The organism is Luteimonas sp. TWI382, from assembly GCF_039674545.1.
Classification (GTDB): domain Bacteria; phylum Pseudomonadota; class Gammaproteobacteria; order Xanthomonadales; family Xanthomonadaceae; genus Luteimonas.
The window spans coordinates 1-25,244 of sequence record NZ_JBDJNS010000016.1 but is presented as its reverse complement, the minus strand read 5'-3'; the positions used below and the strand labels follow the sequence as shown (position 1 = coordinate 25,244).

Annotated in this window: 23 protein-coding genes; 10 read left to right on the top strand and 13 right to left on the bottom strand. The window is 69.5% G+C overall.

Annotated elements, in window-relative coordinates; genetic code table 11:
* Positions 1 to 130: 130 nt before the first annotated feature.
* The 3 genes from rpoH to ABE505_RS11310 form a co-directional block, all read right to left on the bottom strand.
* Positions 131 to 1,009: an RNA polymerase sigma factor RpoH gene (rpoH, locus tag ABE505_RS11320; RefSeq protein WP_337244027.1), complete on the bottom strand. Its 879-nt coding sequence runs from the start codon at positions 1,007 to 1,009 to the stop codon at positions 131 to 133.
* Positions 1,010 to 1,197: 188 nt separating this feature from the next.
* On the bottom strand, positions 1,198 to 3,972 hold the full coding sequence (gene glnE / locus ABE505_RS11315; RefSeq protein WP_346442917.1) for a bifunctional [glutamate--ammonia ligase]-adenylyl-L-tyrosine phosphorylase/[glutamate--ammonia-ligase] adenylyltransferase: 2,775 nt from the start codon (positions 3,970 to 3,972) through the stop codon (positions 1,198 to 1,200).
* A gap of 355 nt (positions 3,973 to 4,327) precedes the next feature.
* Positions 4,328 to 5,482, bottom strand: a complete 1,155-nt coding sequence (locus ABE505_RS11310) for a UDP-N-acetylglucosamine--N-acetylmuramyl-(pentapeptide) pyrophosphoryl-undecaprenol N-acetylglucosamine transferase (RefSeq protein WP_346442915.1) — start codon at positions 5,480 to 5,482, stop codon at positions 4,328 to 4,330.
* A 116-nt stretch (positions 5,483 to 5,598) separates the two neighbouring features.
* Between ABE505_RS11310 and ABE505_RS11305 the strand changes: the two genes are divergently transcribed.
* The gene (locus ABE505_RS11305) at positions 5,599 to 7,119 is read left to right on the top strand and encodes an acetyl-CoA hydrolase/transferase family protein (RefSeq protein WP_346442913.1); all 1,521 of its coding nucleotides are present in this window, start codon (positions 5,599 to 5,601) and stop codon (positions 7,117 to 7,119) included.
* Between the two features lie 31 nt (positions 7,120 to 7,150).
* Here the strand turns inward: ABE505_RS11305 and ABE505_RS11300 are convergent, their stop codons facing one another.
* Together ABE505_RS11300 and ABE505_RS11295 are read right to left on the bottom strand one after the other, a co-directional pair.
* Positions 7,151 to 7,417 carry a GIY-YIG nuclease family protein gene (locus ABE505_RS11300; protein WP_346442911.1) on the bottom strand — a complete coding sequence of 89 codons (267 nt, stop codon included), beginning with the start codon at positions 7,415 to 7,417 and terminating at the stop codon, positions 7,151 to 7,153.
* Between the two features lie 32 nt (positions 7,418 to 7,449).
* Positions 7,450 to 8,661 (bottom strand): FAD-dependent oxidoreductase, encoded by a 1,212-nt coding sequence (locus tag ABE505_RS11295; protein WP_346442910.1) that lies wholly within the window; start codon positions 8,659 to 8,661, stop codon positions 7,450 to 7,452.
* Between the two features lie 139 nt (positions 8,662 to 8,800).
* On the opposite strand from ABE505_RS11295, the gene ABE505_RS11290 reads away from it, so the two are divergent.
* Positions 8,801 to 10,009: an NAD(P)/FAD-dependent oxidoreductase gene (locus ABE505_RS11290; protein ID WP_346442908.1), complete on the top strand. Its 1,209-nt coding sequence runs from the start codon at positions 8,801 to 8,803 to the stop codon at positions 10,007 to 10,009.
* Positions 10,010 to 10,055: 46 nt separating this feature from the next.
* Here the strand turns inward: ABE505_RS11290 and ABE505_RS11285 are convergent, their stop codons facing one another.
* The 5 genes from ABE505_RS11285 to ABE505_RS11265 all read right to left on the bottom strand — a co-directional run bounded on the left by ABE505_RS11285 (position 10,056) and on the right by ABE505_RS11265 (position 16,494).
* Positions 10,056 to 11,129, bottom strand: a complete 1,074-nt coding sequence (locus ABE505_RS11285; RefSeq protein ID WP_346442906.1) for a 3-deoxy-7-phosphoheptulonate synthase — start codon at positions 11,127 to 11,129, stop codon at positions 10,056 to 10,058.
* A gap of 238 nt (positions 11,130 to 11,367) precedes the next feature.
* A complete protein-coding gene (locus ABE505_RS11280) occupies positions 11,368 to 13,560 on the bottom strand; it encodes a hypothetical protein (protein WP_346442904.1) in 2,193 nt (730 codons plus the stop codon).
* 157 nt (positions 13,561 to 13,717) lie between these two features.
* Entirely contained in the window at positions 13,718 to 15,358 is a 1,641-nt protein-coding gene (gene groL, locus ABE505_RS11275) for a chaperonin GroEL (RefSeq protein WP_346442902.1), read from the bottom strand.
* A 132-nt stretch (positions 15,359 to 15,490) separates the two neighbouring features.
* A complete protein-coding gene (gene groES / locus ABE505_RS11270) occupies positions 15,491 to 15,781 on the bottom strand; it encodes a co-chaperone GroES (RefSeq protein ID WP_183427860.1) in 291 nt (96 codons plus the stop codon).
* Between the two features lie 227 nt (positions 15,782 to 16,008).
* Positions 16,009 to 16,494 carry an acyloxyacyl hydrolase gene (locus ABE505_RS11265; RefSeq protein WP_346442899.1) on the bottom strand — a complete coding sequence of 162 codons (486 nt, stop codon included), beginning with the start codon at positions 16,492 to 16,494 and terminating at the stop codon, positions 16,009 to 16,011.
* A 179-nt stretch (positions 16,495 to 16,673) separates the two neighbouring features.
* Between ABE505_RS11265 and cutA the strand changes: the two genes are divergently transcribed.
* The 7 genes from cutA to accC all read left to right on the top strand — a co-directional run bounded on the left by cutA (position 16,674) and on the right by accC (position 22,685).
* Positions 16,674 to 17,012, top strand: a complete 339-nt coding sequence (cutA, locus tag ABE505_RS11260) for a divalent-cation tolerance protein CutA (RefSeq protein WP_346442897.1) — start codon at positions 16,674 to 16,676, stop codon at positions 17,010 to 17,012.
* Positions 17,013 to 17,162: 150 nt separating this feature from the next.
* Positions 17,163 to 19,463: a protein-disulfide reductase DsbD gene (locus ABE505_RS11255; RefSeq protein WP_346442895.1), complete on the top strand. Its 2,301-nt coding sequence runs from the start codon at positions 17,163 to 17,165 to the stop codon at positions 19,461 to 19,463.
* Positions 19,460 to 20,065 carry a TlpA disulfide reductase family protein gene (locus ABE505_RS11250; protein ID WP_346442894.1) on the top strand — a complete coding sequence of 202 codons (606 nt, stop codon included), beginning with the start codon at positions 19,460 to 19,462 and terminating at the stop codon, positions 20,063 to 20,065. The genes ABE505_RS11255 and ABE505_RS11250 overlap by 4 nt, the downstream gene beginning before the upstream one ends.
* Positions 20,066 to 20,167: 102 nt before the next feature.
* Positions 20,168 to 20,614 (top strand): type II 3-dehydroquinate dehydratase, encoded by a 447-nt coding sequence (gene aroQ, locus ABE505_RS11245; RefSeq protein ID WP_346442892.1) that lies wholly within the window; start codon positions 20,168 to 20,170, stop codon positions 20,612 to 20,614.
* Positions 20,611 to 20,790 (top strand): hypothetical protein, encoded by a 180-nt coding sequence (locus ABE505_RS11240; protein ID WP_346442891.1) that lies wholly within the window; start codon positions 20,611 to 20,613, stop codon positions 20,788 to 20,790. The genes aroQ and ABE505_RS11240 overlap by 4 nt, the downstream gene beginning before the upstream one ends.
* Before the next feature lie 37 nt (positions 20,791 to 20,827).
* Positions 20,828 to 21,307: an acetyl-CoA carboxylase biotin carboxyl carrier protein gene (gene accB, locus ABE505_RS11235; RefSeq protein WP_346442889.1), complete on the top strand. Its 480-nt coding sequence runs from the start codon at positions 20,828 to 20,830 to the stop codon at positions 21,305 to 21,307.
* Positions 21,308 to 21,317: 10 nt separating this feature from the next.
* Entirely contained in the window at positions 21,318 to 22,685 is a 1,368-nt protein-coding gene (gene accC / locus ABE505_RS11230; RefSeq protein ID WP_346442887.1) for an acetyl-CoA carboxylase biotin carboxylase subunit, read from the top strand.
* Positions 22,686 to 22,724: 39 nt separating this feature from the next.
* Here accC and ABE505_RS11225 read toward each other — a convergent pair whose 3' ends face one another.
* Positions 22,725 to 23,255 carry a hypothetical protein gene (locus ABE505_RS11225; protein WP_346442886.1) on the bottom strand — a complete coding sequence of 177 codons (531 nt, stop codon included), beginning with the start codon at positions 23,253 to 23,255 and terminating at the stop codon, positions 22,725 to 22,727.
* A gap of 108 nt (positions 23,256 to 23,363) precedes the next feature.
* Between ABE505_RS11225 and ABE505_RS11220 the strand changes: the two genes are divergently transcribed.
* Positions 23,364 to 23,555, top strand: a complete 192-nt coding sequence (locus ABE505_RS11220) for a hypothetical protein (protein WP_346442884.1) — start codon at positions 23,364 to 23,366, stop codon at positions 23,553 to 23,555.
* A gap of 129 nt (positions 23,556 to 23,684) precedes the next feature.
* On the opposite strand, the gene ABE505_RS11215 is transcribed toward ABE505_RS11220, so the two are convergent.
* Together ABE505_RS11215 and ABE505_RS11210 are read right to left on the bottom strand one after the other, a co-directional pair.
* The gene (locus ABE505_RS11215; protein ID WP_346442882.1) at positions 23,685 to 24,095 is read right to left on the bottom strand and encodes a hypothetical protein; all 411 of its coding nucleotides are present in this window, start codon (positions 24,093 to 24,095) and stop codon (positions 23,685 to 23,687) included.
* 172 nt (positions 24,096 to 24,267) lie between these two features.
* Positions 24,268 to 24,999 carry an HAD family hydrolase gene (locus ABE505_RS11210; RefSeq protein WP_346442881.1) on the bottom strand — a complete coding sequence of 244 codons (732 nt, stop codon included), beginning with the start codon at positions 24,997 to 24,999 and terminating at the stop codon, positions 24,268 to 24,270.
* Positions 25,000 to 25,244: the final 245 nt, after the last annotated feature.

The following is a 25,244-nucleotide window of genomic DNA, read 5'->3' as shown; positions in this document are numbered from 1 at the left end:
GTTAAAAAGCACTGCGCATTCAGAAGGGTGGGGGCGGGTTTGTGGCCCTGCTTTGCAGAGCATGCGAACGCGCATACAAAAACGGCCCGCTTGCGCGGGCCGTCCGGGGTCCAGCATTGGCGAACAGGACTCAGGCCGCGAACAGCGCCTTCATCTTCTTCAGCGCATTGGCCTCGACCTGGCGGATCCGCTCGGCGGACACGCCGTACTCGTCGGCCAGCTCCTGCAGCGTCACCTTGTGCTCGTCGTCGAGCCAGCGGCGACGGATGATGTCGCGCGAGCGGGCGTCGAGCTTGGCCATGCCTTCGCGCAGCAGTTCGAGCTGGTCGGCCTCGCTGTCGCTGCGCTCGTACGCCTGTGCCGGATCTTCGTCCTGTGCGACGAGGTAGGCGACCGGCGCCGGCGGCGCATTGTCGTCGTCCTCGCCCGCGGGCGCATCGAAGCCGATGTCGCGGCCCGACAGGCGCGACTCCATCTCCAGCACTTCGCGCTCGGAGACGTTGAGGTCGGCGGCGACGGTGCGCACTTCCTCGGCGTTGAGCCAGCCCAGGCGGGTCTTGCTCTTGCGCAGGTTGAAGAACAGCTTGCGCTGCGCCTTGGTCGTGGCGACCTTCACGATGCGCCAATTCTTGAGGATGAACTCGTGCATCTCGGCACGGATCCAATGCACGGCGAAGCTCACCAGGCGCACGCCGACGTCCGGATCGAAGCGCTTGACGGCCTTCATCAGGCCGATATTGCCCTCCTGGATCAGATCGCCCAGCGGCAGCCCGTAGCCGTTGTAACCGCGGGCCACATGGACGACGAAGCGCAGGTGCGAATGGACCAGCTCGCGCGCGGCATCGAGATCGTCGTGATCGCGATACCGCTGCGCCAGCGCCTGCTCCTCTTCGACCGTCAGCACCGGAATCTGGTGCACGGCGCCGATATAGGCATCGAGCGAACCGAGCGGGCTGGGGATCGGCAGGCTATTGGCAACCAGGGCGTGGGTCATGGTCTGCGTGCTCATGAAAGGGATGGTAGCAGTCTCCAGATATGACTGCTAAGGCCGCTGGAAGTTCCCGAGCGTTCCGTTTATGGAACGTTCTGCACTTCCTGGACAGGGATCATTCACAGAAGCGAGACAGCCCGCGGCACTGCTGCCAGCCGTCTCAGGAACTCGATCCTGCACCCAGGCGGGCGAATCCACGATGAAGATCAGGCCCAGCCGGCGATGCCTGCAATTGTCTCCCGCGCCGACGCCAGCGCCGGCGAGAGCGGTGCGATGCGCGGCCGGCGGTCGAGCATGCAGGTCAAGGCCGCCTCCAACAGGCAGGCATGGCCCTGGCGGAGCGCCTGACACTGGGCGGCCGGCAACAGACCCGCCGTGGCCGCGGCCTCGAGCAACGCCGGCGTGGCCCTGGGCGCGAGCAGTCCGGGGTGCGTCGCCGCCGCCTGCAGCACCAGCGACTGGGCCAGGAACTCTAGATCCACCAGCCCACCCTCGCCCTGCTTGAGGTCGAATCGGTCGGCCGTCGAACGGTCGAGTTCGCCGCGCATGCGTCGGCGCATCGCGGCGATCTCCTCGCGCAGCGCCGCCGGGTCACGAGGCCGGGCCAGTGTGTCGCTGCGGACGGATTCGAACGCCTCGCGCATCGGCGCATCGCCCGCGACCACGCGCGCGCGCACCAGCGCCTGGTGTTCCCAGGTCCATGCGCGCTCGCGCTGGTACTCCGCGTAGCTGGCCAGCGACGACACCAGCAGCCCCTTGCCGCCGTCCGGGCGCAGACGCACGTCGACGTCGTAGAGCCTGCCGCCGCCGGTGACCGTCCCCAGCAGGGCGACGATCTTCTGCGCAAGACGCGCCGCCCAACGCTGGGCATCGAGCGGCCGCGCGCCGTCGGACTGGGCATCGGCGGGCGCGTCGTAGAGGAAGACCAGGTCGAGGTCCGACCCGAAGCCCAGTTCCTCGCCGCCCAGGCTACCGTAGCCGACCACCCCAAAACGGGCATCGGGCAACCGGCCATGGGCGCGCTCGAGTTCGCGCATCGCCAGTGCGAGCACCACCTCGACCACCGCGTCGGCCAGCCAGGCGAGTTGCCGGGTCGCCGTCGGCGGATCGAGCCGGCGGTCAAGCGTGGCCAGTGCGATCCGGAAGCTCAACTGCTGGCGGATCTCGTTGAGCGCGAGCAGCGCCGCTTCCAGATCGCGCTGCTGCAGCGCACGGCTGCACTGGGTCGCCAAACCATCGCGCTCGGGCAATGGCCCTTCGACCCGGGCGTCGAGCAGTTCGTCGAGTAGCAGCGGATGCGCGGCGAGGCGCTCGGCGAGGAAGGCGCTACGGGTCACCGCCTCCACCAGCCGCGCCAGCGCAGCCGGTTGCTCGTCGAGCAAGGCCAGGTAGCTCGCACGCCGCAGGATGTTGTGCAGCAGCGCCAGCAGGCGGCGCACCGCCTGCAGCGGCCGATCCGCCGGCGCAGAGGCTTGCAGCAGCACCGGCATCAGCCGGTCGAGCCGCGCGCGGGCATTGTCCGACAGGTCGCGCACGCTCGGCGAGCGCGCGAAGTCGCGCAGTGCCTCGGCGACCTCGCGCGCATCGGCAAATCCGGCCTCGGCCAGTGTCTGCGCATCGCCGCCGTCGGGCAGCGCGCGCCACCAGGTCGCCAGATCGCTGTCGGTGTCGACGCTGCGCTGCTGGCTGCGGACCGCCAGCAGCGCATCGAACTCGTGCGCAACGTGGCCGCGCTCGCGCCGCAGCTCGGTCTCGAGCGCCGCCCAATCGGCGTACCCCAGACCGGACGCGATCCGCAGCCGGTCGAGCGGATCGGCCGGCAGCAGATGGGTTTGCGCATCGCGCAGCATCTGCAGCCGGTTCTCGACGCGGCGCAGGAACAGGTACGCCGCCTGCAGCCGCGCCAGCGCCTCGTCGGCCAATTGCCCTGCCGCATGCAGCGCGCGCAGTGCCGGCAGCAGCCGTCGCTCGCGCAGCGCCGGTTCGCGCCCGCCCCGGATCAGCTGCAGCGCCTGGGCCAGGAACTCGACTTCGCGGATGCCGCCATCGCCGCGCTTGATGTCGTCGGCCAGCTCCCGGCGCGCGACTTCGGCCGCGATCATGTCCTTCATCTGCCGCAGGCCGTCGAGCGCGCCGAAGTCGAGATAACGGCGGTAGACGAACGGGCGCAGCAGGTCGAGGAAACGCGCGCCTGCGGCGAGGTCGCCGGCCACGGGCCGTGCTTTCTGCCAGGCATAGCGCTCCCAATCGCGTCCCTCGCGCTGGAAGTACTGCTCCATCGCCGCAAAGCTCAACGCGATCCGGCCGGCGTTGCCGAACGGCCGCAGGCGCAGGTCGACGCGATGGCAGAAGCCGTCGCCGGTGATCTCGTCGAGCAGCCGCGCCAGTTGCTGGCCCAGCCGGGTGAAGTAGTCCTCGGCCGCCAACGGCCGCGCGCCGTCGCTCTCGCCGGCCGCTTCGAAGCCGTAGACCAGATCGATATCGGAACTGAAGTTCAGTTCGCCACCGCCGAGCTTGCCGAGCCCGAACACGACCAACCGCACCGCGCGGCCCTCGCCGTCGCGCACGACGCCGTGGCGATCGGCGAAAGCCTGTTCGAGGGCGTCCAGTGCGACCTGCAGGCAGGTCTCGGCCAACTGGGTGCTGCCGGCGAGCGTCGTTTCGACATCGTCCAGCCCATGCACGTCGCGCCAGATCAGCCGCGTCGAACAGGCCAGGCGATAGCGCCGCAGCAGCATCGGCCAGTCGCTGCGATTGCCGGCGTCCAACTGCGGCGGTGCGGGCGGCGTATCGCCGTCGTCGGCCAGCAGCTTTGCGAGCAGGTCGGGCTGGCGCTGCAGCACGTCGATCGCGACGTCGCTGGCGACCGCGACCGGATGCAGCCGCGCCATCGCCGCGGGGGCGGCGTGCACATCGTCGGGCAGGCGGGCCAACAGGCGGGCGACATGCGCATCGAGCGCTGTACGGGGATCGTCGGTCATCCCGCCATCATGACAGCGGCCGTCGGTGCGAAACAGGACGCCGGAATGGGCGTTCCACTTCGAATGGGCGGCAGCCTGCCAGCCGGACGCCGCTCTCCCCCGCAACAAACCGGGGTCAGAGTGCAATTTCGTCTTGAGCAATTGCCCGCTTACCCCGGTTTTGGTTTTGCGGGGAGACGCAGAATCGACCGGCGCCGGCGAAGAACCAAAAAAAAGCCCGCTTCCGGCGAACCGGTTACGGGCTTGCTCCCTCCCCCACGTCGGGTGCGGGGTGATATTGGAAGACTGGCGGAGCGGATGCACGCTGCAGTGCAAAACGATACTGGCGGGTTCACCAACCCCCGCGCATTCAGGCTCAGGGCGCAGGAGGGGCAATCCGCGAGGTCCCGGCGCGCGCGACGCCCAGCGTCGTCTGGACAAGATCGGCAAGCGCCGACGCGGCGTCGGGTCGCCCGAGCCCGGCCGCCGCACGCGCCGCGGCAGGCAGCACCGTCGGAGACGCGAACGCGTCTTCGAGCAACCCGGCGAGCCGCTCGGCGCTCAGATCGGCCTCGGGCATGCACCAGCCCACGCCGGCAGCGGCCAGGGCTTCGGCATTGCGGCGCTGCTCGTCGCGCGAGCCGCCCTGGGGGATCGGCACCATCACCGCGGGGCGGCCGACGGTCAGCAGGTCGGCAGCGGTCGTTGCGCCAGCGCGGGTGACGACCAGATGCGCATCGCGTAGCCGCACCCCCATATCGTCGAAGAACGGGCGGACTGTCGCCTCGATGCCGGCCGCACGCAGCGTGGCTTCGACCGCGTCGGCGCCCTCGCCTTTCATCTGTAGCGAGACGTGCAGCCGACGCCGCATCGTCTCGGGCAACCGCAGCAGCGCGGGCGGCGCGACCTCGCCGAACACGCGCGCGCTCTGGCTGCCGCCCACGACCAGCAGCCGCAACGGCGCATCGCCGTCGAGTGCAGGATAGTCGCCACGCGCAGCCAGGATCGCCGCGCGGACCGGGTTGCCGGTGTCGACGATGCGCATCGGATCGAACCCGTCGAGCCCGGCTGTCGCCGGGAACGAGGTCGCCACACCGGCGGCCAGCCGCAGCAGCTTCTGGTTGGCAAGACTCAGCCGCGCCCCCTGCTCGTGCAGCAGCAGCGGGCAGCCCAGGCTTCTCGCCGCCAGCGCGGGGGCGAAGCTGGGATAGCCGCCGAACCCCACCAGCAGGCCAACGCCACGCCGGCGCATGTCGCGGCGCGCCTGCCAGGCCGCACGCAGGATCGTGACCCCGGCGGCGAGCTTGCCGGTGACGCCGCCTTCGAGGCTGCGCGCCGGCAGCACGACGTGGTCGAGCCCGGCCAGTGCCTGGGTGTAGGCCGCGCCGCGACGCTCGGTGTAGATCACCACCGGATGCCCGCGCCGCTGCAGTTCCCGTGCCAGCGCCTCGGCCGGGAACAGATGACCGCCGGTGCCGCCTGCGGCGCAGGCGACGGCGGGAAGCGAGGTGCGGGCGACAGACGACGACATGGCGAATCCGGACGCGGACGGGGGCACGACTATAGCGAGCGCACGCGGCGCCGCGTGGTCCTGCACGATCCCGCCGCCCACGCGATAATCGGGGCTTCAACGCCACTGTGCCCGTCATGACCGAAGACCGTATCCGCAACGCCACCCTGCGCAGCCGCATCGTCACGCCCGAGCAGGCAGCCGCGCTGATCGAACCGGGCCAGACCGTCGCGATGAGCGGCTTCACCGGCTCGGGCTACCCCAAGGCGGTGCCGGTGGCGCTGGCCGCACGCATCGAGCAGGTCCATGCGGCGGGGCAGCCATTCCAGATCCGGCTGCTGACCGGCGCATCGACCGCGCCCGAGCTCGACGGCGCGTTGGCCAAGGTCGACGGCATCGCCTTGCGGCTGCCGTTCCAGAGCGATCCCGAAGCGCGCCGCCGCATCAACGACGGCAGCCTGGCCTATATCGATGCGCACCTGAGCCACGTCGCCCAGCACGCGTGGTTCGGCTTCTATGGCGATATCGACGTGGCGGTGATCGAGGCGGTGGCGATCCGCGAGGACGGCACCATCGTGCCGTCGACCTCGGTCGGCAACAGCAAGACCTGGCTGGACCTGGCCAAGCGCGTGATCGTGGAGGTCAACGAGGTGCAGCCGCTCGCGCTCGAGGGCATGCACGACATCTACTACGGCACCGCGCTGCCGCCGCAGCGTCGCCCGATCCCGCTCGAACACGCCGACGACCGCATCGGCGACACCGCGCTGCGCTGCGACCCGGACAAGATCGTCGCGGTCGTGCGCACCGCCGCCCCCGACCGCAACAGCCCGTTCAACCCGCCTGACGAGGCCAGCCAGCGCATCGCCGCGTCCCTGATCGAGTTCCTGCAGCACGAGGTGGCCAAGGGCCGGTTGCCCAAGGGGCTACTGCCGCTGCAGTCGGGCGTGGGCAACATCCCCAATGCGGTGCTCGCCAATCTTGCCGACAGCGGCTTCCGCGATCTGACCGCGTTCACCGAGGTGATCCAGGACGGCATGCTCGACCTGCTCGAATCGGGTGTGCTGCGCAGCGCCTCGTGCACGGGCTTTGCGCTGAGCCCGGAGGCCAGCCTGCGCTTCGAGGCCAACATCGGCTTCTTCCGCGAGCGCATCGTCCTGCGCACCCAGGAGATCTCCAACCACCCCGAACTCGTCCGTCGCCTGGGCTGCATCGGCATGAACGGCATGGTCGAGGTCGACATCTACGGCAACGTCAACTCGACCCACATCATGGGCAGCCGCATGCAGAACGGCATCGGCGGTTCGGGCGATTTCGCGCGCAACGGCTTTCTGTCGATCTTCATGAGTCCGAGCACGGCCAAGAACGGCACGATCTCATCGATCGTGCCGATGGTCAGCCACGTCGACCACACCGAGCACGATGTCTCGATCGTCGTCACCGAGTACGGCCTGGCCGATTTGCGCGGGCTCTCGCCCAAGCAACGCGCGCGGGTGCTGATCGACCGCTGCGCGCATCCGGACTATCGCGACGCGCTGGCGGACTACTTCGCGCGCGCGCTGCGCGACAGTTACGGCAAGCACACCCCGCACCTGCTGCCCGAGGCGCTGTCCTGGCACCAGCGCTGGCTCGACACCGGCGACATGCGCGCCGCGCGCTGAGCCCAAGGCGTCCCGGACCGGCCGCGTCGGGCTACGGCCCCGGCTGCGCCTGCAGCCAGGCAAGCTTGCGGGCGCGCGGCTGGCGCTTGAGCTGCCATTCGGCGCGCGACGCGCTGGCGCGATCGGCATAAGGCCGACTGGCCAGCAGCCGCACCGGCGGGTGCGCCCGTGTGTACTTGGCGCCGCGACCGGTCGCATGCGCTCTGAACCGCGCGTCAAGATCGGTGGTAATGCCCGCATACCAACTGCCGTCGCGGCATTCGAGCAGGTAGAGGTGCCAGGGCTGCGCGGTGGTCATGGCCGGATCATCGGCGGCGCGATGCGCGAGCGTCAATCCAGCCGGTCGAACGCGAACAACCGGGCCAGCGGATGGCGACGACGCTCGATGCCGGCGCGCAACAGGCCGGCACCGAGCATCGAATAGGTGATGCCGTTGCCGCCGTAGGCCATCGCGTAATGCACGCGCGGGCCGGTCGCCGGATGCGGGCCGAAGAACGGCAGGCCGTCTTCGGTTTCGGCGAACGTGCCGGCCCAGGCGAAGGTCGGTTGCAGATCGAGCGCCGGCCAGAGGGACTGCACCCGCTTCATCAGCCGGCGCGCCTTCTTGTCGACGCGCGCATCGCGGCGGGCGGGCACGTCGACCGCGTCGTCCTCGCCGCCGATCAGCAAGCGGCGGTCGCCAGTGGTGCGCAGGTACAGGTACGGCCGCGCCGTCTCCCAGACCAGCAACCGCGCCAGCCGCTCGGGCAAGGCGTCGTCCAAGGGATCGGTGACGAAGGCGTAACTGCTGCGGTTGCGCGCCACGCGCTTGGGCAGCCAGTGCTGGCTGGCGTAACCGGCCGCGACGACGACATGACGCGCACGGACGTGGGTGCCGGCGTCGGTCGTCGCGAGCACGTCGCGGCTGCGCGCCTGCAGGTCCACGACCGTGCTGCGGTCATAGACGCCAGCGCCGCGCCGGGCCAGCCGCGCCAACAGCCGCGAGGCGAAGCGATAGGGATCGACCTGGGCGGCCTGCGCGCTGAGCAACGCGGCCGGCGCTTCGAACCCGTAGCGCGCCTGCACCGTGGGCCCGTCGAGGTACTCGATGTCGAACCCATGCCGACGCCGTGCGACGTACTCGTCCCGCAGCGCCGACACGTCCCGCTGCCGGCTGGCGTAGTAGAGGCTGCCGGTACGCTCGAAGTCGACATCGCGCACGTCGCGGGCGATGCCGGCGAGCAGGTCGATCGCCTCGCCGCAGGCGCGGTAGGCCAGCGCCGCGTCGTCTTCGCCGTAGCGCTGCGCCAGGTCCACCAGGTGGGTATCGATCTCGTACTGCAGCAGTGCGGTGCTCGCCGCGCTGCTGCCCCAGGCGACATCGCGCTGCTCGAGCACGACGACCTCGTGCCCGTGCGCCGCCAGTTCGTCGGCGATCAGCGCCCCGGTGATGCCGCCACCGATCACCAGCACGTCGCACCGCAGGTCCTGATCGAGCTTGGGGAATGCATGCATCAGGCCGTTGCGGACGGCCCAGAACGGATAGCCGCTCTTGAGATCCATGGCTGCATCATCGAGAAAGATGGCGCAGCCTATTGAGCGCCGTGTGAGCGCCGTGCGGAGACCGCTCCGCCTCACCGCCGAGGCGTCGAGGCGGCGGACCGCCTAGACTGCGCCCCCCGCTCTCCGCCGTGCCGCCCCGATGTCCGATCCCGCCCCCGCCGCCCCGCCCCGCCAGGATCCGGACGTGATCGTCCTGGGGGCGGGCGCGGCCGGGTTGATGGCGGCGATCGCGGCCGGCCAGCACGGTCGCCGCGTGCTGGTGCTCGACCACGCCAACAAGGTCGGCAAAAAGATCCTGATGTCGGGCGGCGGCCACTGCAACTTCACCAACACCGGCACCACGCCAGCGCAGTACCTGTCGTCGAACCCGCACTTCTGCAAGTCCGCGCTGGCGCGCTACACGCCGCAGGATGTCATCGATCTGGTCGACCGCCACGGGATCGCCTGGCACGAAAAGGAGCTCGGGCAGTTGTTCTGCGATGGGTCTTCGAAGCAGATCGTGCGCATGCTGCTCGACGAGGCGCAGGCCGTTGGTGTGCAGGTCCGCACGCATTGCGCGGTGCAGCTGCCGCGCGCAGTCGAGGGCGGCTTTCGGCTCGAGACCGCGATCGGCACGCTGCACTGCGCTTCCTTGATCGTGGCGACCGGCGGGCTGTCGATCCCGAGCCTGGGCGCGAGCGGCTTCGGCTACGAGATCGCACGCGCGTTCGGGCATGCCCTGCTCCCCACGCGTGCCGGCCTGGTGCCACTGACCCTCAGCGGCAAGCACCAAGAGCGGCTCGCCGAGCTGTCGGGCGTCGCACTCGACGTCGAAGCCGGCTGCAACGGCGCCGCGTTCCGCAACCGCATGCTGATCACCCATCGCGGCCTCAGCGGCCCGGCGATCCTGCAGATCTCTTCCTATTGGCAGCCCGGCGACGACCTGCGCCTGGACCTGCTGCCGGGCCGCGATGCGCTGGCGTGGCTGCAGGCGCAGCAGGCCGAGCGTCCGGCATCCGAACTGCGGACCGTGCTGGCCGACGTGATGCCGCGCCGGTTCGCGCAGCGGCTGTGCGAGGTGTGGCTGGCGAGCCGGCCGATGCGGCAGTACACACCCGCGCAACTGCACGACACCGCGGCGCTGTTGCAGGCCTGGCCGCTGGTCGCCAGCGGCACCGAGGGCTACCGCACCGCCGAGGTCACGCTCGGCGGCGTCGACACCCAGGCGGTGTCGTCGCGCACGCTCGAATCGCGGCACGCGCCGGGGCTGTACTTCGTCGGCGAGGTTCTCGACGTGACCGGCTGGCTGGGCGGTTACAACTTCCAGTGGGCCTGGGCATCGGGCATGGCGGCCGGCAGCACCGCCTGAGCGCGTCAGCGCACGATCGCGCGCACTGACGTCGCCCAGGCGGCGCTCACGCAGCCTGGGCGTCGGCCCGGCTTCGGCGGGTCCGGACCGCGTCGGCCAGCCGGTCGAGTACGTCGACCGTCGTGGCCCAGTCGATGCAACCATCGGTGATGCTCTGGCCGTAGGTCAGCGCCCGGCCGGGGGCGAGCGGCTGCTTGCCGGCGACCAGGTGGCTTTCGATCATCGTCCCTATGATGCGCCGCTCGCCGGCAGCGATGCGGTCGGCGATGTCGGCGATCACCGCGGGCTGGTTGTCGGGATTCTTGCCGCTGTTGGCATGGCTGGCGTCGACCATCAGCGCCGGGCGCAGGCCGCTGGCGACCAGTACCTGGGCCGCGGCCTCGACGCTGGCCGCGTCGTAGTTGGGCCGCACGCCACCGCGCAGGATCACATGGCAATCCAGGTTGCCGGCGGTGGCGGCGATCGCGCAGCGGCCGTCCTTGCCCACGGCGAGGAAATGATGGGAGTGGGAGGCCGCGCCGACGGCATCGACCGCGATGCGCACGTCGCCGCCGGTGCCGTTCTTGAAGCCGACCGGGCACGACAGCCCCGACGCCATCTCGCGATGCACCTGGCTCTCGGTGGTACGGGCGCCGATCGCGCCCCACGCGACCAGGTCGGCGAGGTACTGCGGGCTGATGATGTCGAGGAACTCCACGCCGGCCGGCAAGCCCAGGGCGTTGACGTCGCGCAGCAGGCTGCGCGCGAGCCGCAGCCCGCGGTCGATGCGGAAACTGCCGTCCAGATCGGGATCGTTGATCAGCCCCTTCCAGCCGATCGTCGTACGCGGCTTCTCGAAGTACACGCGCATGACCAGCTCTAGCGCATCGCCGTGCGTGTCGCGCAGCGCGCGCAGGCGATGCGCGTAGTCCATCGCCGCGACCGGGTCGTGGATCGAGCACGGGCCCACGACGACGATCAGGCGGTCGTCATGGCCGTGGAGGATGGCATGGCAGGCCGCACGGGCATCGGTGACCGTCGATGACATCGCCTCGTCGCAGGGCAACTCGGCCAACAGCTGCATCGGAGGTGTCAGCGGCTGCAGGTCGCGGATACGCAGGTCGTCGGTATCGGGGGGCATGCGGAAAGATCCTGGAAGAAAGCGGGAGAACGGGCATGAAAAAAGCCGCCAGGGTCGCTGGCGGCTTTCAGGGATGCGTGTGAACCGAGATCGTCAGGGTACGCGCAGGCCTTCCACCGCCGGGGGCGTGGGAAACCAATACCAACGATAGAAGGCGGCGACGCGGTTCATGGCGCCAGTGATAGCACGTCGAACCCGGCAATGCGACGGTTGCATCTGCGACCATCGCATCCCGGCCTCACCTGGGCAGTAGCGGCGGCCGCCCCTCGTACCAGTCGCGGGCGCCGGCGATATGCAGCGTGCGCTCGCCGCCCTGCAGCTCCACGCCCAGCCCCAGCACGCCCCAGCGCGCGTACAGATCGCCCGCAGGATGGCCGTCGTCGATCCGCAGCCTGGCCTTCAGATCAACCCGGTCATTGCGCGCCTCGATGCGATCGAACACCAGTTCCTTGTCGCGCATGCGCAAGTCGCCCGTCGCATGGACCTGGCCGGCGTCGACCAGGTTGCCGATCCAGCGCGGCAGCACGCGACGCTCGGCGAACAGGCCCAGCAGCACGCTGATGTCGCGCATGTCGACCTGGCCGCGCCCGGTCACCTCAAAAGGCTCGCGCCATTGCAGCGTGCCCTGCTCGAGCGCCAGACGCGCCCACCACGGCGACGCTTTCCCACTCGACTCGCCTTCCATCCGCACGCCGTCTAGGCGCGCGGCCACCGAATCGATCGTGTAGTGGCGTCCTGTCTTCTGTGCCCGCGTCAGGCGGCTGTCGAGCGCCACGTCGCCGGTCAGCCGCGAGGGCCCGAGCGCCACCCGGACCCCGCTGCCACGCACCTGCAGGCGCCCGCTGGCCATTTCGCCGGCGTTGTCCAGGCGCAGGTCGCCACTCGCCTGTCCGCTGCCGCCCAGCAGGCGTGCGCTGTCCCCGGGCAGATAGCGGTTGAAGCTGCGCAGGTCCGGCACCTGCGCATCGTCGAACCGCAGGCGCGCCTCCAGCCGTTCGTGGAATTCGGCCAGCGGGCCGCTGGATGCAAGATCCAGGCGCAGGTCGCGCCCGCGCAGATCGACACGCTCAGGCGAGGCCTCGGGCGCCAACGTGAAGCGATCCATCTCGATCGCGACTGTGGTCCGGGGCGCTTCGTCCTCGGCCGCCTCCATGCGCATCGCGGCATGCGCGGCCCCTTCGAGCCGGTTGTCGAGCACCCGGGCCCGTACGCGCGCGTCGCGCACGTCGATCCGGCTTCCGGGCCGTAGCTGCCCATGCTGCAGCGCGAGGGCAGCCTCGAGGTCGGCCCGTCCATCGAAGGACAGCCAGTCGACGTCGTCGAGCAGCACGTCGACCCAGCGCAGGGGCACCGCCGGCCACTGCGTCTCCACGGTACCGCCCAGTGCACGCAGAGGACGCAGCCAGTCGTCCGGACCGAGCCTGCGGTCGTCGACGCGCAGGTCCGCGCGCAGCCAGGGCGTACCGGTCGAAGGTGCCGGCACCCGGGCCGCGAGCGCGATCGCATCGGGCGCGGTCCGTAGCGCGACGCCCAGCGGATGGCGCAACGCCGTCCCGTCCGCGCCGCGCGAGAACACCGGCGCCGACCAGTCCAGCCGGCTGCCGGGCATCAGGACGCCGCGCTCGAGCCGTAGGTCGGCGCGCAGGTGTCCGGAGCTCGCAGCGGTCCCGATCGGCAGTGCATCGTCGTTGCGCGCGACCAGGTCAACGCCCGGCGCCGGGCCGTCGACGCGTAGACGCAGATCGACCAGCACCAGCTTCTCCACGCCCTGCGCCTGTTCCCGGATGTGGGCCGGCATCGCGATCTCGAAGTCCAGAGCGCCCTCGCGCAGCAGCGCCACGTCGCCCACGCGCAGGGTCGCGTCGGGCATGCGCAGTGTCGAATGCCCGACCGCCATCGGCCCGCCCTGCAACTGCTTCTCGAACACGAATCGGGCGTCGCCGTGCCCGGTCACGCGGGCCTGGTAGAAGTCGAAGCGCAACAGGCTCGGCGTGGTGATCGCATCGAAGCGCAACGTCCAGGGCTTCTGGCCCGGTCGCACAGTGGTCGGCATGTCGTGCGGCGTGCGTGCGACGTGGACCGACACATCCTGCGCGCGGATGGTGCCGAACGCGACCTCGCGCCACAGCAGCGGCAACAGCTTGATCCGGCCGTCGGCGCGCGGCGTGGCGGCGGTCCACAGATTGGTGCGGGCATGCCCGCCCATCACCACGTCGCGCGCGTGGATGTGTCCGGGATACAGACTCATCGCCCAGGACCACTGCGCGTGGTAGCGCTCGGGCTTGCGATTGACCAGGCGTTCGCCCAGCGCGCTGTTGAGCAGCACGTTGGCCGCGATCAGATACAGCAGGTACAGCGCCACGAGCAGGGTCACGCCCAGGCGCACCCCTCGCCGGTGCGCGCGGAGCCAGGAAGCGGTCGTGGTCGTCATGCCGACAGCATCGCCGATGGCGGGTGACGGCGCCGAACACGCGACGCCGACGGGGCGGTGGCGCCATGCCGCCACTGCCCCAGGAGGACCGGCCCAAACAAAAAGACCCCCGCTTGCGCGGGGGTCCGGGGTGTCGCGATACGACGCAGGCGCTGGATCAGAAATCCATGCCGCCCATGCCGCCCATGCCACCGCCCGGCGGCATCGCCGGCTCGTCCTTCTTCGGCAGCTCGGCGACCATCGCTTCGGTCGTGATCATCAGACCGGCGATCGACGCGGCGTTCTGCAGCGCGGTGCGGGTGACCTTGGTCGGGTCCAGGATACCGAACTCGACCATGTCGCCGTACTCGCCATTGGCGGCGTTGTAACCGTAGTTGCCGGTCCCGCCCTTGACGTTGTTGACGATGACCGACGGCTCTTCGCCGGCGTTGGTCACGATCTCGCGCAGCGGGGCTTCCATCGCACGCAGCGCGATCGCGATGCCGTGGTTCTGGTCTTCGTTGGCACCCTTGAGATCGGAGATCGCAGCCAGCGCGCGGATCAGCGCGACGCCACCGCCGGGGACCACGCCTTCCTCGACGGCTGCGCGCGTGGCGTGCAGGGCGTCTTCGACGCGGGCCTTCTTCTCCTTCATTTCGATCTCGGTCGAGGCGCCGACCTTGATCACCGCCACACCACCGGCCAGCTTGGCCACGCGCTCCTGCAGCTTCTCGCGGTCGTAGTCCGAGGAGGTCTCCTCGATCTGCGCCTTGATCTGCTTGATGCGCGACTCGATCGAACCGGTGTCGCCGGCGCCGTCGATGATCGTGGTGTTCTCCTTGGAGACCTGCACCTTCTTGGCGCGGCCCAGGTCGTTGATCGTCGCCTTCTCGAGCGACAGACCCACTTCCTCGGAGATCACGGTGCCGCCGGTCAGCACGGCCATGTCTTCGAGCATCGCCTTGCGACGGTCGCCGAAGCCCGGCGCCTTGACGGCCACGACCTTGACGATGCCGCGGATGGTGTTGACGACGAGCGTGGCCAGAGCCTCGCCCTCGACTTCCTCGGCGACGATCAGCAGCGGCTTGCCGGCCTTGGCCACGCCCTCGAGGACGGGCAGCAGGTCACGGACGTTGGAGATCTTCTTGTCGTGCAGCAGGATGAACGGATCGTCGAGATCGGCGGTCTGCGACTGCTGGTTGTTGACGAAGTACGGCGACAGGTAGCCGCGGTCGAACTGCATGCCCTCGACGACGTCGAGCTCGTTCTCCAGGCCCGAGCCTTCCTCGACCGTGATCACGCCTTCCTTGCCGACCTTCTTCATCGCGTCGGCGATGATCGTGCCGATCGACTCGTCGGAGTTGGCCGAGATCGTACCGACCTGGGCGATCGCCTTGTCGTCGGCCGTCGGCTTGGACAGGTTCTTGAGCTCGGCGACGGCGGCCTGCACCGCCTTGTCGATGCCGCGCTTGAGGTCCATCGGGTTCATGCCGGCGGCGACGGCCTTGGAGCCCTCGCGGATGAACGCCTGGGCGAGCACGGTCGCGGTCGTGGTGCCGTCACCGGCGTTGTCGGACGTCTTGGAGGCGACCTCCTTGACCATCTGCGCGCCCATGTTCTCGAACTTGTCGGCCAGTTCGATCTCCTTGGCGACGGACACGCCGTCCTTGGTGATCGTCGGCGCGCCGAAGCTCTTTTCGAGCACGACGTTGCGGCCCTTCGGGCCGAGGGTCGCCTTGACGGCGTTGGCGAGCACGTTGACGCCGCGCACCATCTTGGAGCGCGCGTCTTCGCCGAAGCGGATTTCCTTAGCAGCCATTGAAAACTCCGGAATTGAAATAGGGGATTAGGGATTTGGAAAAGCGCAGGACGCGGACGATTCGCGAGGCGCGAAAATGGGCGTTGACCGCCTCGATTCCCCACTCGCGAGGCCTGACGCCCCCGCTTTCGATCAGCCGACGATCGCGAGGATGTCGTCTTCCTTCACGATCTTGTATTCGATGCCTTCGGCCTTGTAGGCGCTGCCCGAGTACTGACCGTAGATCACGATGTCGCCGACCTTGACCTTCGGCGCGCGCACGCTGCCGTTGTCCAGGGCCTTGCCTTCGCCGACGGCGACGACTTCGCCCTTGGTGGGCTTTTCCTTGGCGTTGTCCGGGATCAGGATGCCGCCGGCAGTCTTCTCTTCGGCCTCGACGGGCTTGACCACGACGCGGTCGTACAGCGGCTTGAGATTGCTCATTCCAACCCTCTCTAAGTGATTGATTGTGAAGAAAACGGGCCCGAATTCTAGCACTCGCCCATGGGGACTGCCAGAACGCGCGGCGCACGCACCCTGGCAAGCCAGGGACGCGACGGGAGATGGGTGCGCGCTGCGGCTTTACAAGGGGCCGCGCAGAAAAATCTTGAGGCCGTTGAAACGCGAGACCCCGGCGCAGCGCCAGGGCCGGTGTGCGTTCCGGCAGTGGTTCAGCGGAAGCGCCAGGCGGCAACGAGCATCGTCTCGCCGTCGTTGGGCTGCTTGATGCTGGCGTTGGAGATGTGGCGGGCCAGCAGCGAGAATCGCTGCCAACGCCAGCCGATGGTGCTCACGAACTGCGGATTGCCCGACAGCGCATCGGTCTCGCCGATCTGCACACCAACGCCGAAGCCGGCGGTGAACCCATTGTCGCGCTCGTAACGTGCGCCACCATGGATCACGCCGGTGTCCTCGTCGAGATCGAAACGGGTATCGCCGCGCGCTTGGATGTAGACGCCGCCCAACTCCCAGCGCAGCACACCATGGGCGGTGCGCCGCCACTCGGGCAACCACGCCAGAGTGACGACCGCGGTGGTCTCATTCTCGCGCGTGGCCGAGGCGCCGACGCCGACATCGATGGGGGAGGCCGCCTGAGCGGCAAGCGGCGCGGCCAGCGCGAGACCGGCAGCGAGAACGAAAGACGAGCGAAGGCGCATGGTGACCGCCGAGACAGCGTAGGGGGGAGGAAAAGTAAGTATACCGGCGAGTTCACTAATCGTGATCCGCGTGGACTGCCCACCAGCGGGATAGACCATCCCTGACTGGCCGACGCAGCGTCGCGCCGGCGTCGTGCATACCGCGTGCACGATGGACACCGAACCGATACCTTGGCCGGATGCCTGTGCTGACTTGCCTCAACAGCTGCCCGGACGAGGCCTCGGCCCAGCGCATCGCACGCACGCTCGTCGATGCCCGGCTCGCCGCCTGCGTCAGCCTGGTCCCGGGCGTGACCTCGATCTACCGCTGGCAGGGCCGAGTCCAGACCGATGCCGAGGTCCTGCTGGTGATCAAGACCACCGCAGACCGACTCGAGGCGCTGACCGAACGGCTGCGGGCGCTGCATCCTTATGACGTCCCCGAGCTCGTCGCGCTGCCGGTCGCCGGCGGACTGGCCGATTACCTGCACTGGGTCGAGGCCGAGACCGCACCGATCGAGGCCGGCGACGCGGACTGAACCTGGCGTTGGGCATCGCGCGGGGCGGCCTGCGATACTGCCGCGATGCGTACGTTCTTCCCTGCCTCGCTCCTGTCCCAGGCTGCGCCCCTCCGCCGCCAGGCGTCCCGCACCTGGCATGGTCTGCTCGCGGCTGCGCTACTGGGCACGATGTCGCCCGCCGCTGCCGTCGACTTCGACGATGTGCTGCCGGTCGATGAGGCGCTGGCGCTCTCGGCCACGGCGGTCGCCCACGACCGGATCGAGATCCGCTGGAAGATCGCCGACGGCTACTACCTGTATCGACACCGCACCGCGGCCCAGGTGCCCGACGGCAGCTTCGGTGCCGGCACGCTGGCGCTGCCCGATGGCCACCGCCACGTCGATGAATTCTTCGGCGAAGTCGAAACCTACCGCGGTCGGCTGATCGCAACCCTGGACGGACACCCGGCCGCCGGCACACGCCGCGTCGCACTGCAGGTCAAGTACCAGGGCTGCGCCGACGCCGGCATCTGCTACCCCCCGCAGACCCGTACCCTCCAAGTCGCTCTCCCCCAACCAACACCGGGGTCAGCGTCGGTTTTCTCGCGAACTGATGCGACGTCGCCTGCTGCAAAAAGCGACACTGACCCCGGTTTTGCGGCGCTGGGGCGGGCGCTGTCGGGGACGGGCGATGCGCTGCCCGCCGAACGCGCGTTCGCCTTCGAGGCGATTGCGCAGGATGGCGACACCATTCTGATGCGCTTCACCCCGGCGCCGGGCTACTACCTCTATCAGGACCGCAATCGCTTCACGATCGAGGGGGCGTCGGGTCTGCGCGCCGGCCAGCCACGCTGGCCCGCCGGCAAGGCGCATCACGACGATCATTTCGGCGCGGTGACCGTGTACTTCGACCAGGTCGACGTGCCGCTGCCGGTGCTGCGCCGTCGACCCGATGCCGCCGACGTCGAGGTGGTGGCGACCTTCCAGGGCTGCCAGACCGATGGTATCTGCTACCCGCCGATGACCCGTCGCGTCCCGGTGGCGCTGCCTGCGGGCACGACGACGGCCGCTGCGGCCACGCCGGCTGCAGCCCCCCCGGTCGCCGATGCCGGCTCGACGGACGCCGCCGAGGCGGCCCAAGCGCCCGTCGCCAGCGCCCCTGCCGCGCCGCTTTCTTCCGACGACGTCGCGAACGCAGCCGCCGCGGCCGGCAGCGATGCGGTCGCCGACAACGCCGCGCGCACCCGCCCCCCCGCCGCGCCGCGCACCGGCCTGCTGGCGGCGCTCGCGCTGGCGCTGCTCGGCGGCCTGGTACTCAACTTGATGCCCTGCGTGCTGCCGATCCTGTCGTTGAAGGTGCTGGGCCTGGCGCAGAGCGGCGGCAGTCGCGCGCGGGCCCGGGCACATGCGCTGTGGTACACGGCCGGCGTCCTGGTCGCGTTCGCGGCGGTCGGGTTGCTGGTGCTGGCGCTGCGCGCCGCCGGCCAAGCGCTGGGCTGGGGCTTCCAGTTGCAGCAACCCTGGTTCGTGGCCGCGCTGGTGTATCTGATGTTCGCAGTCGGGCTGAGCCTGTCGGGCGTGTTCACGCTCGGCGGCCGGGTCGGCAATCTCGGCCAGGCGCTGGCCGCGCGCACCGGGCCCAGCGGCGACTTCTTTACCGGCGTCCTGGCCTGCGTGGTCGCCAGCCCGTGCATCGCCCCGTTCATGGGCGGGGCACTGGCCTACGCGTTCGCCGCGCCCGCGACACTCGCGCTGGCGGTGTTCCTGATGCTGGGCCTGGGCCTGGCCCTGCCGTTCCTGTTGATCGGGCTGGTGCCGGCGCTCGCCGATCGCCTGCCCAAGCCAGGCGCGTGGATGGAAACGTTCAAGCAGGCGCTGGCATTCCCGATGTATCTGACCGCGCTGTGGCTGCTGTGGGTGTTCGGACGGCAGTCGGGCGTGAACGCGATGACGCTGCTGCTCGCCGGTCTGGTGCTGTTCGCGCTCGCGCTGTGGTGGTTCGAACGGCGTCGCTGGACCGGCGGCATGGTCTCGCGCGCGCTGGCGCTGGGCCTGCTGCTGGTGTCGCTGCTGCCGGCCGCCTACGCGGTGCGCTATGCACCGTCGGACACGCCCCGCGCAGTGGCCACCGATACGGACGATGAGGTCGCGTACTCGGCGCAACGCCTGCAGGCACTGCGCGAGGCCGGGACGCCGGTGTTTGTCAACATGACCGCCGACTGGTGCGTGACCTGCAAGGCCAACGAACGCCGCGTGCTGTCCCAGCCAGCGTTCCGCGAGGCCCTGACCCGGTCCGGGGCGACCTACATGGTCGGCGACTGGACCAACGTCGACCCGCAGATCGGCGCGTTCCTCGAAGCGCACGGCGCCGTCGGCGTCCCGTTGTACGTGGTCTACCCGCGCGGCGGCGGGGAGGGCGAGGTGCTGCCGGCGCTGCTGAGCGAGGCGGTGGTGACGAGCGCGCTCGAACGCGCGGGCGCCGCACAGTGACGCGGCGTGGCGGCACGCTGGCGATCATCGCGGTCGCCATCGTGGCCGGCGGACTGGGCGTGCTCGCCAGCCTGTTCGTCTCCGGCCCCGGCCCGCTGCTCGGCACCGAGGCCGGCCAGCGTCTGTACAACGATGCGCTGGTCGCCGCCGCCGAGCCGCCACCCGCCGGCGTGACCGTGGCCCGGCGCGGCGAGCCGGTGCCCGGCTTCGAGATCGCGCTGCTCGACGGCAGCCGGCTGCAACTGCCCGACGCCTATGCCGGGCGCCCGCTGCTGGTGAACCTGTGGGCCAGTTGGTGCGGCCCCTGCATCGAGGAGATGCCCGAACTCGACCGCTTCGCCCGCCAACAGGGCCCAGACGGCGTGCAAGTGCTCGGCATCGCGCTCGACGATGCCGAGGCCGTCCGAACGTTCCTGGAACGCATCCCGGTCGCCTACCCGATCGCGATCGACGCCCCTGGGCCAGCCGATGCCGGCGTGCGTCTGGGCAATCCGCGCGGGGTGCTGCCCTACACCGTGCTGATCGACGCCGACGGGCGGGTGCGCAAACAGCGGATCGGCCCGTTCGCGCACGGGGAAACCGAGGACTGGGCCACCCGCTGAGCGGCGAAATCAAACGGCCGTTTAAAATCGCCGAACGTCTGCGAACTGGACAGCAATGGAGACATCACGCAGACTTCGCGCACTTCCCGCACCCGGTGCCCGATGGCGTCGATCCTCGTCCTGCATGGCCCCAACCTCAACCTGCTCGGCACGCGCGAGCCGGAGGTCTACGGCCATGCGACGCTCGCCGACATCGACGCGATGCTGCGCGAGCGCGCGACTGCCGCCGGTCACACGATCGACAGCCTGCAGTCGAATGCCGAGCATGTGCTCGTCGACCGGGTCCAGGCGGCGCGCAGCGACGGCACCGCGATGATCCTGCTCAACCCTGCGGCATTCACCCACACGTCGGTCGCGCTGCGCGACGCCCTGGCCGCGGTCGCGATCCCGTTCATCGAGATCCACCTGTCGAATCCGCATCGCCGCGAACCATTCCGGCACACCAGCTACTTCAGCGATCTGGCCACCGGCGTGGTCTGCGGCTTCGGCGCAGACAGTTACCGCTATGCCCTCGATGCCGCGTTGCTCAGGCTGGAGCCTGCCGCATGACGCACCATGGCGCCGCACCTGCCGTGCTGCTGGCGTGCATCGCGGCCGCCTGGCCGCTGTCGGCAGCGTACGCCCTCGCCATCGGCGGCAGCTCTCGCAACGACGCCCGCCTGACGTGCCTGATCGACCCCACCCGTCTTCGCATCGGGCAGTTGCAGCAGCTTCGCGCGCTGTAAGCCTGCCCGCCATTCCGCCGACAACCACGAGGCCCGCATGGATCTCCGCAAAATCAAGAAGCTCATCGACCTGCTCGAAGAGTCCAACCTGACCGAGATCGAGATCAAGGAAGGCGAGGAATCGGTCCGCCTGTCGCGCACCTCGGCTGCGGCCGCGCCGGTGGCCTATGCCCCGGCCCCGGCGGCCCCCGCCCCGCGCGCGCCCGAGCCTGTCATGCCGATGAGCTCCCCGGTCGATGCCGCCACCGGCGGCACGCCCAAGGCCGGCGACGACCTGCCGCCCGGCCAGGTCACCAAATCGCCGATGGTCGGCACCTTCTACGCCTCGCCTGCGCCCGACAAGCCGGCATTCGTGTCGGTCGGCCAGCAGGTCAAGGCCGGCGACACGCTGGGCATCATCGAGGCGATGAAGATGTTCAACCCGATCGAGGCCGAAACCTCCGGCACGGTCGTCGCGATCCTGTGCGAAAGCGGCCAGCCGGTCGAGTTCGATCAGCCGTTGTTCGTGATCGGCTGAGGCCGCCCCGATGCTTGAAAAAGTCGTCATCGCCAACCGGGGCGAGATCGCGCTGCGCATCCTGCGCGCGTGCCACACGCTCGGCATCCGTACGGTCGCGGTGCATTCCACCGTCGATCGCAACCTCAAGCACGTGGCGATGGCCGACGAGTCGGTCTGCATCGGCCCGCCGCCGTCCAACCGCAGCTATCTCGACATGCCGGCGATCATTGCCGCCGCCGAGGTCACCGACGCCCAGGCCATCCACCCTGGTTACGGCTTCCTCAGCGAAAACGCCGATTTCGCCGAACGCGTCGAGCAGTCGGGCTTCGTGTTCATCGGCCCGAAGGCCGAGACCATCCGATTGATGGGCGACAAGGTCGAGGCGATCCGCGCGATGAAGGAGGCCGGCGTGCCCTGCGTGCCGGGCTCGGGCGGCCCGCTCGGCGACGACCCGGCGACCAACGTCAAGATCGCGCGCGAGATCGGCTACCCGGTCATCGTCAAGGCGGCCGGCGGCGGCGGCGGGCGCGGCATGCGCGTGGTCCACACCGAAGCGGCACTGGTCAACGCCATCGCCACGACCAAGCAGGAAGCCAAGGCCGCGTTCGGCAACGACATGGTCTACATGGAGAAGTTCCTGGAGAACCCGCGCCACGTGGAGATCCAGGTGCTGGCCGACGGCCAGGGCGGCGCGATCCATCTGGGCGAGCGCGATTGCTCGATGCAGCGCCGGCACCAGAAGGTCGTCGAGGAAGCACCCGCACCGGGCATCACGCCCGAGGCGCGTGCGCAGATCGGCAAGGTCTGCGTGGATGCGTGCATCCGCATCGGCTATCGCGGCGCGGGCACGTTCGAGTTCCTCTACGAGAACGGCCGCTTCTACTTCATCGAGATGAACACCCGCATCCAGGTGGAGCACCCGGTGACCGAGATGGTGACCGGCATCGACCTGGTGCGCGAGCAGCTGATGATCGCCTCGGGCCACAAGCTGTCGATCCGCCAGGAGGACGTGGTGCTCACCGGCCACGCCATCGAATGCCGCATCAACGCCGAGGACCCGGAGACCTTCCTGCCCTCGCCCGGCACGATTCTGCACTTCCACGCCCCCGGCGGCCCGGGCGTGCGCGTCGACACGCATGTCTACGAAGGCTATGCGGTGCCGCCGAACTACGACTCGATGATCGGCAAGCTGATCGTGCACGGCGCCGACCGCGAGCAGGCAATCTGCCGGATGCGCGTGGCGCTGTCGGAAATGGTCGTGGACGGTATCAAGACCAACATCCCGCTACAGCAGCGGATCATGCGCGATCAGGGCTTCCACGCGGGTGGCCAGAACATCCATTACCTGGAAAAGCGCCTGGCCGAGCGCAAGAACAAGACGCTGGCCATCGGCTGAGGTCACCACCGGCGCGCGCAGGCCGCGCGCCGGTGGTCGTCAGGGCTCGCGGTCGGGAAACGCGCGCCGCAAGGAGGCATCGAGCCGGATCGGTCGGGCCCAGCGGTCATAGCTCGCCACCAGGCCGCGCTTGACCCGCACGACCGGCTCGCCGCCCGGCGGCACATCGAGGCGCTCGAGCACGCTGACCCAACCGCCGCTGCGATCGCGCCGCCAGTGCGCGGCGATTTCCCGGCAGGACCGCCCCAACGCCCGACCCACGGCGCAGGCGAAGTAGACATCGCCGGCGCGCATGCCCGCCTCGTCGAGCAGTTGTTCGACCAGCGCCCGCGGCGCAACCTGGTAACGCGCGACCTCGTCGACGAACGCGTCCCGGTAGCGCGCCGCATACAGATCGACATCCGCCAGCCAGGTGTCGAGCCAGGCATCGCCGGTCCCAAGATCGGGCACTGCGTCTTCGACAGCGTCTGCAGAGTCGGCGGCCGCCGCAGCATCCTGGGCCGATGCCGGACACGCGACACAGGCCAGCAGCAGGAACGACAGGCACACAGCAGCGGATGGCAGGCGCACGGGCGGTTACTCGAGGCGGGATCAGGTCGGATCGTGTCGCGGCTTCGACGCCGCCGCGACGCGCGAGAGCCGACGATAGCCCAACACCGCAAGCGAGGACACCCGCAGATGGAGCCGCATCGAGCCACCACGCGCACGCCGCGCGTGCTGCGCTGGGGCATCGTGGCCTGCGTCGTGGCACTGGGCCTGGGCGCCTACTGGATCGCACTCGATCACGTGGCCACGCGCGTCGGCCAGGACGCCGAGAACAGCCTGCGCAACGTACCGCGCAACGACGACACGCGGCACCGCGCCGATTGATCGCAGCCTGCGGCGACGCCATCGGCCTTGCCGCGTACGACCACGAGGCGAGCCCCGAAACGCGGATCGCCGCCCGAAGGCGGCGATCGCTGGACTCACGCCCGGTTGGGCTGATGCTCGATCACGCCCTCAGCGCCAGCCGCCCCGACGCCCCCGATCCTGGCGCGGATCGTAGTAGTACGTGGTGCAGCGGCCACGGCGGTCGCATTCGGTCCGGCCACGCGCGCGCTCATGGTGGCGGTGGCGCTCGGCGGCATAGCGCGGCGGACCATGGTGGTGGCGGCCGTAGCTGCGCGGCGCGGTACGGTAGTACACCGGCCGGCCGTAGCGATCGTAGGACACGCGCAGGCGATCGTCGTCGCGATAGCGTCCGCGCCTGTCGTAGGCCGTATCGCCCCGCATGACGACATCGGCGATGTCCACGATCACCTGCACGAGGTCGTCGTTCGCGCGAGCCTGCGTCGGCACTGCCAGCGTAGCGGCCAAGCCGGTGGCCAACGCGGCCGGCCACATCCAGCGAGTCAGGGTGTTGGATGTCATCGGTCTCTCCTCACGACGCGGCCGCCACCGCGGCGGCCTGTGCCCCCAACATGCCGCGTTCGAAATGAATCGTCGTGCAATATTTCGCGCGCTGCACCGATGCCGCCATGCCGCGTAAACAACGCATTCAAATTGGAAACGGTTACGCCCGTTCGGCGCGTGTATCAGGCGCTCAACGCAATGCAATCGCCTGCGCCGCCAGGTCGACCACTGCCTCGGGCAGACGATCCGGCGTGGCGACCTCGCGCATGCGCTCGCGGCCTTCGACGATGTCGGCCAGGGTCTCGTGTGCCCAGGTCGTGCGGTAGGGCATGTAGACGCCCCAGCCGCCGAGGGCGAGGACCGGCGCGATGTCCGAGCGCAGCGAGTTGCCCACCATCAGGAAGGCCCGCGCATCGATATCGAACTCGGCCAGCACGCGCGCATAGGTCGCGGCATCCTTCTCGCTGACGATCTCGATGCGACCAAACAGGTCCGACAGGCCCGAGTCGCGCACCTTGGCTTCCTGGTGGAACAGGTCGCCCTTGGTGATCAGCACCACGTCGAAGCGCTCGGCCACGGCCGCCACCGCGTCGCGGATGCCGGGCAGCAGTTCGACCGGGTGCCGCAGCAGCGCCTTGGCCATTTCGACGATGCGATGGAGATCGGCCGAGGTGATCCGTCCGCCGGTGATCTGGGTCGCCGATTCGATCATCGACAGCGCCATGCCTTTCACGCCGTAGCCGAACACCGCGATGTTGGCGGTCTCGACCGCGTACAGCGCGTCGGCGACACGACCGTCGGCCAGATCCACATAGCGCCCGACGATCCGCTCGAACTCCAGTTGCGCCTCGTCGAAATAGTCCTGGCTGCGCCAGAGCGTGTCGTCGGCATCGAAGCCGACCAGTCGGATGCCATGGGTCATCGGCGCATTATGCCGGCAGCCATCGCCCCTCGTCGCGGACATCGACGCGCAGGATCGTTTCACGACAGCATGGCGAGAGGATCCGCATTCGCCCAGCGCGGCGCACTGCGCCTGGGAATGTGCCATGCGTGAACCCGCTCTGCTCTACAACCGGGGTGAGGATTCGAATAAACCGAGGCACAAATCACAAATTACCCCCTTTTTTTTATAGCCACAAACGGGGCCCAGGGGGTTCCGCCCCCAGT

What these genes read in the sequence shown, in the direction of transcription:
- rpoH (WP_337244027.1), bottom strand. Translation starts at nt 1,009, where the DNA reads ATGAGCACGCAGACCATGACCCACGCCCTGGTTGCCAATAGCCTGCCG.
- glnE (WP_346442917.1), bottom strand. Translation starts at nt 3,972, where the DNA reads ATGACCGACGATCCCCGTACAGCGCTCGATGCGCATGTCGCCCGCCTG.
- ABE505_RS11310 (WP_346442915.1), bottom strand. Translation starts at nt 5,482, where the DNA reads ATGTCGTCGTCTGTCGCCCGCACCTCGCTTCCCGCCGTCGCCTGCGCC.
- ABE505_RS11305 (WP_346442913.1), top strand. Translation starts at nt 5,599, where the DNA reads ATGACCGAAGACCGTATCCGCAACGCCACCCTGCGCAGCCGCATCGTC.
- ABE505_RS11300 (WP_346442911.1), bottom strand. Translation starts at nt 7,417, where the DNA reads ATGACCACCGCGCAGCCCTGGCACCTCTACCTGCTCGAATGCCGCGAC.
- ABE505_RS11295 (WP_346442910.1), bottom strand. Translation starts at nt 8,661, where the DNA reads ATGGATCTCAAGAGCGGCTATCCGTTCTGGGCCGTCCGCAACGGCCTG.
- ABE505_RS11290 (WP_346442908.1), top strand. Translation starts at nt 8,801, where the DNA reads ATGTCCGATCCCGCCCCCGCCGCCCCGCCCCGCCAGGATCCGGACGTG.
- ABE505_RS11285 (WP_346442906.1), bottom strand. Translation starts at nt 11,129, where the DNA reads ATGCCCCCCGATACCGACGACCTGCGTATCCGCGACCTGCAGCCGCTG.
- ABE505_RS11280 (WP_346442904.1), bottom strand. Translation starts at nt 13,560, where the DNA reads ATGACGACCACGACCGCTTCCTGGCTCCGCGCGCACCGGCGAGGGGTG.
- groL (WP_346442902.1), bottom strand. Translation starts at nt 15,358, where the DNA reads ATGGCTGCTAAGGAAATCCGCTTCGGCGAAGACGCGCGCTCCAAGATG.
- groES (WP_183427860.1), bottom strand. Translation starts at nt 15,781, where the DNA reads ATGAGCAATCTCAAGCCGCTGTACGACCGCGTCGTGGTCAAGCCCGTC.
- ABE505_RS11265 (WP_346442899.1), bottom strand. Translation starts at nt 16,494, where the DNA reads ATGCGCCTTCGCTCGTCTTTCGTTCTCGCTGCCGGTCTCGCGCTGGCC.
- cutA (WP_346442897.1), top strand. Translation starts at nt 16,674, where the DNA reads ATGCCTGTGCTGACTTGCCTCAACAGCTGCCCGGACGAGGCCTCGGCC.
- ABE505_RS11255 (WP_346442895.1), top strand. Translation starts at nt 17,163, where the DNA reads ATGTCGCCCGCCGCTGCCGTCGACTTCGACGATGTGCTGCCGGTCGAT.
- aroQ (WP_346442892.1), top strand. Translation starts at nt 20,168, where the DNA reads ATGGCGTCGATCCTCGTCCTGCATGGCCCCAACCTCAACCTGCTCGGC.
- ABE505_RS11240 (WP_346442891.1), top strand. Translation starts at nt 20,611, where the DNA reads ATGACGCACCATGGCGCCGCACCTGCCGTGCTGCTGGCGTGCATCGCG.
- accB (WP_346442889.1), top strand. Translation starts at nt 20,828, where the DNA reads ATGGATCTCCGCAAAATCAAGAAGCTCATCGACCTGCTCGAAGAGTCC.
- accC (WP_346442887.1), top strand. Translation starts at nt 21,318, where the DNA reads ATGCTTGAAAAAGTCGTCATCGCCAACCGGGGCGAGATCGCGCTGCGC.
- ABE505_RS11220 (WP_346442884.1), top strand. Translation starts at nt 23,364, where the DNA reads ATGGAGCCGCATCGAGCCACCACGCGCACGCCGCGCGTGCTGCGCTGG.
- ABE505_RS11215 (WP_346442882.1), bottom strand. Translation starts at nt 24,095, where the DNA reads ATGACATCCAACACCCTGACTCGCTGGATGTGGCCGGCCGCGTTGGCC.
- ABE505_RS11210 (WP_346442881.1), bottom strand. Translation starts at nt 24,999, where the DNA reads ATGACCCATGGCATCCGACTGGTCGGCTTCGATGCCGACGACACGCTC.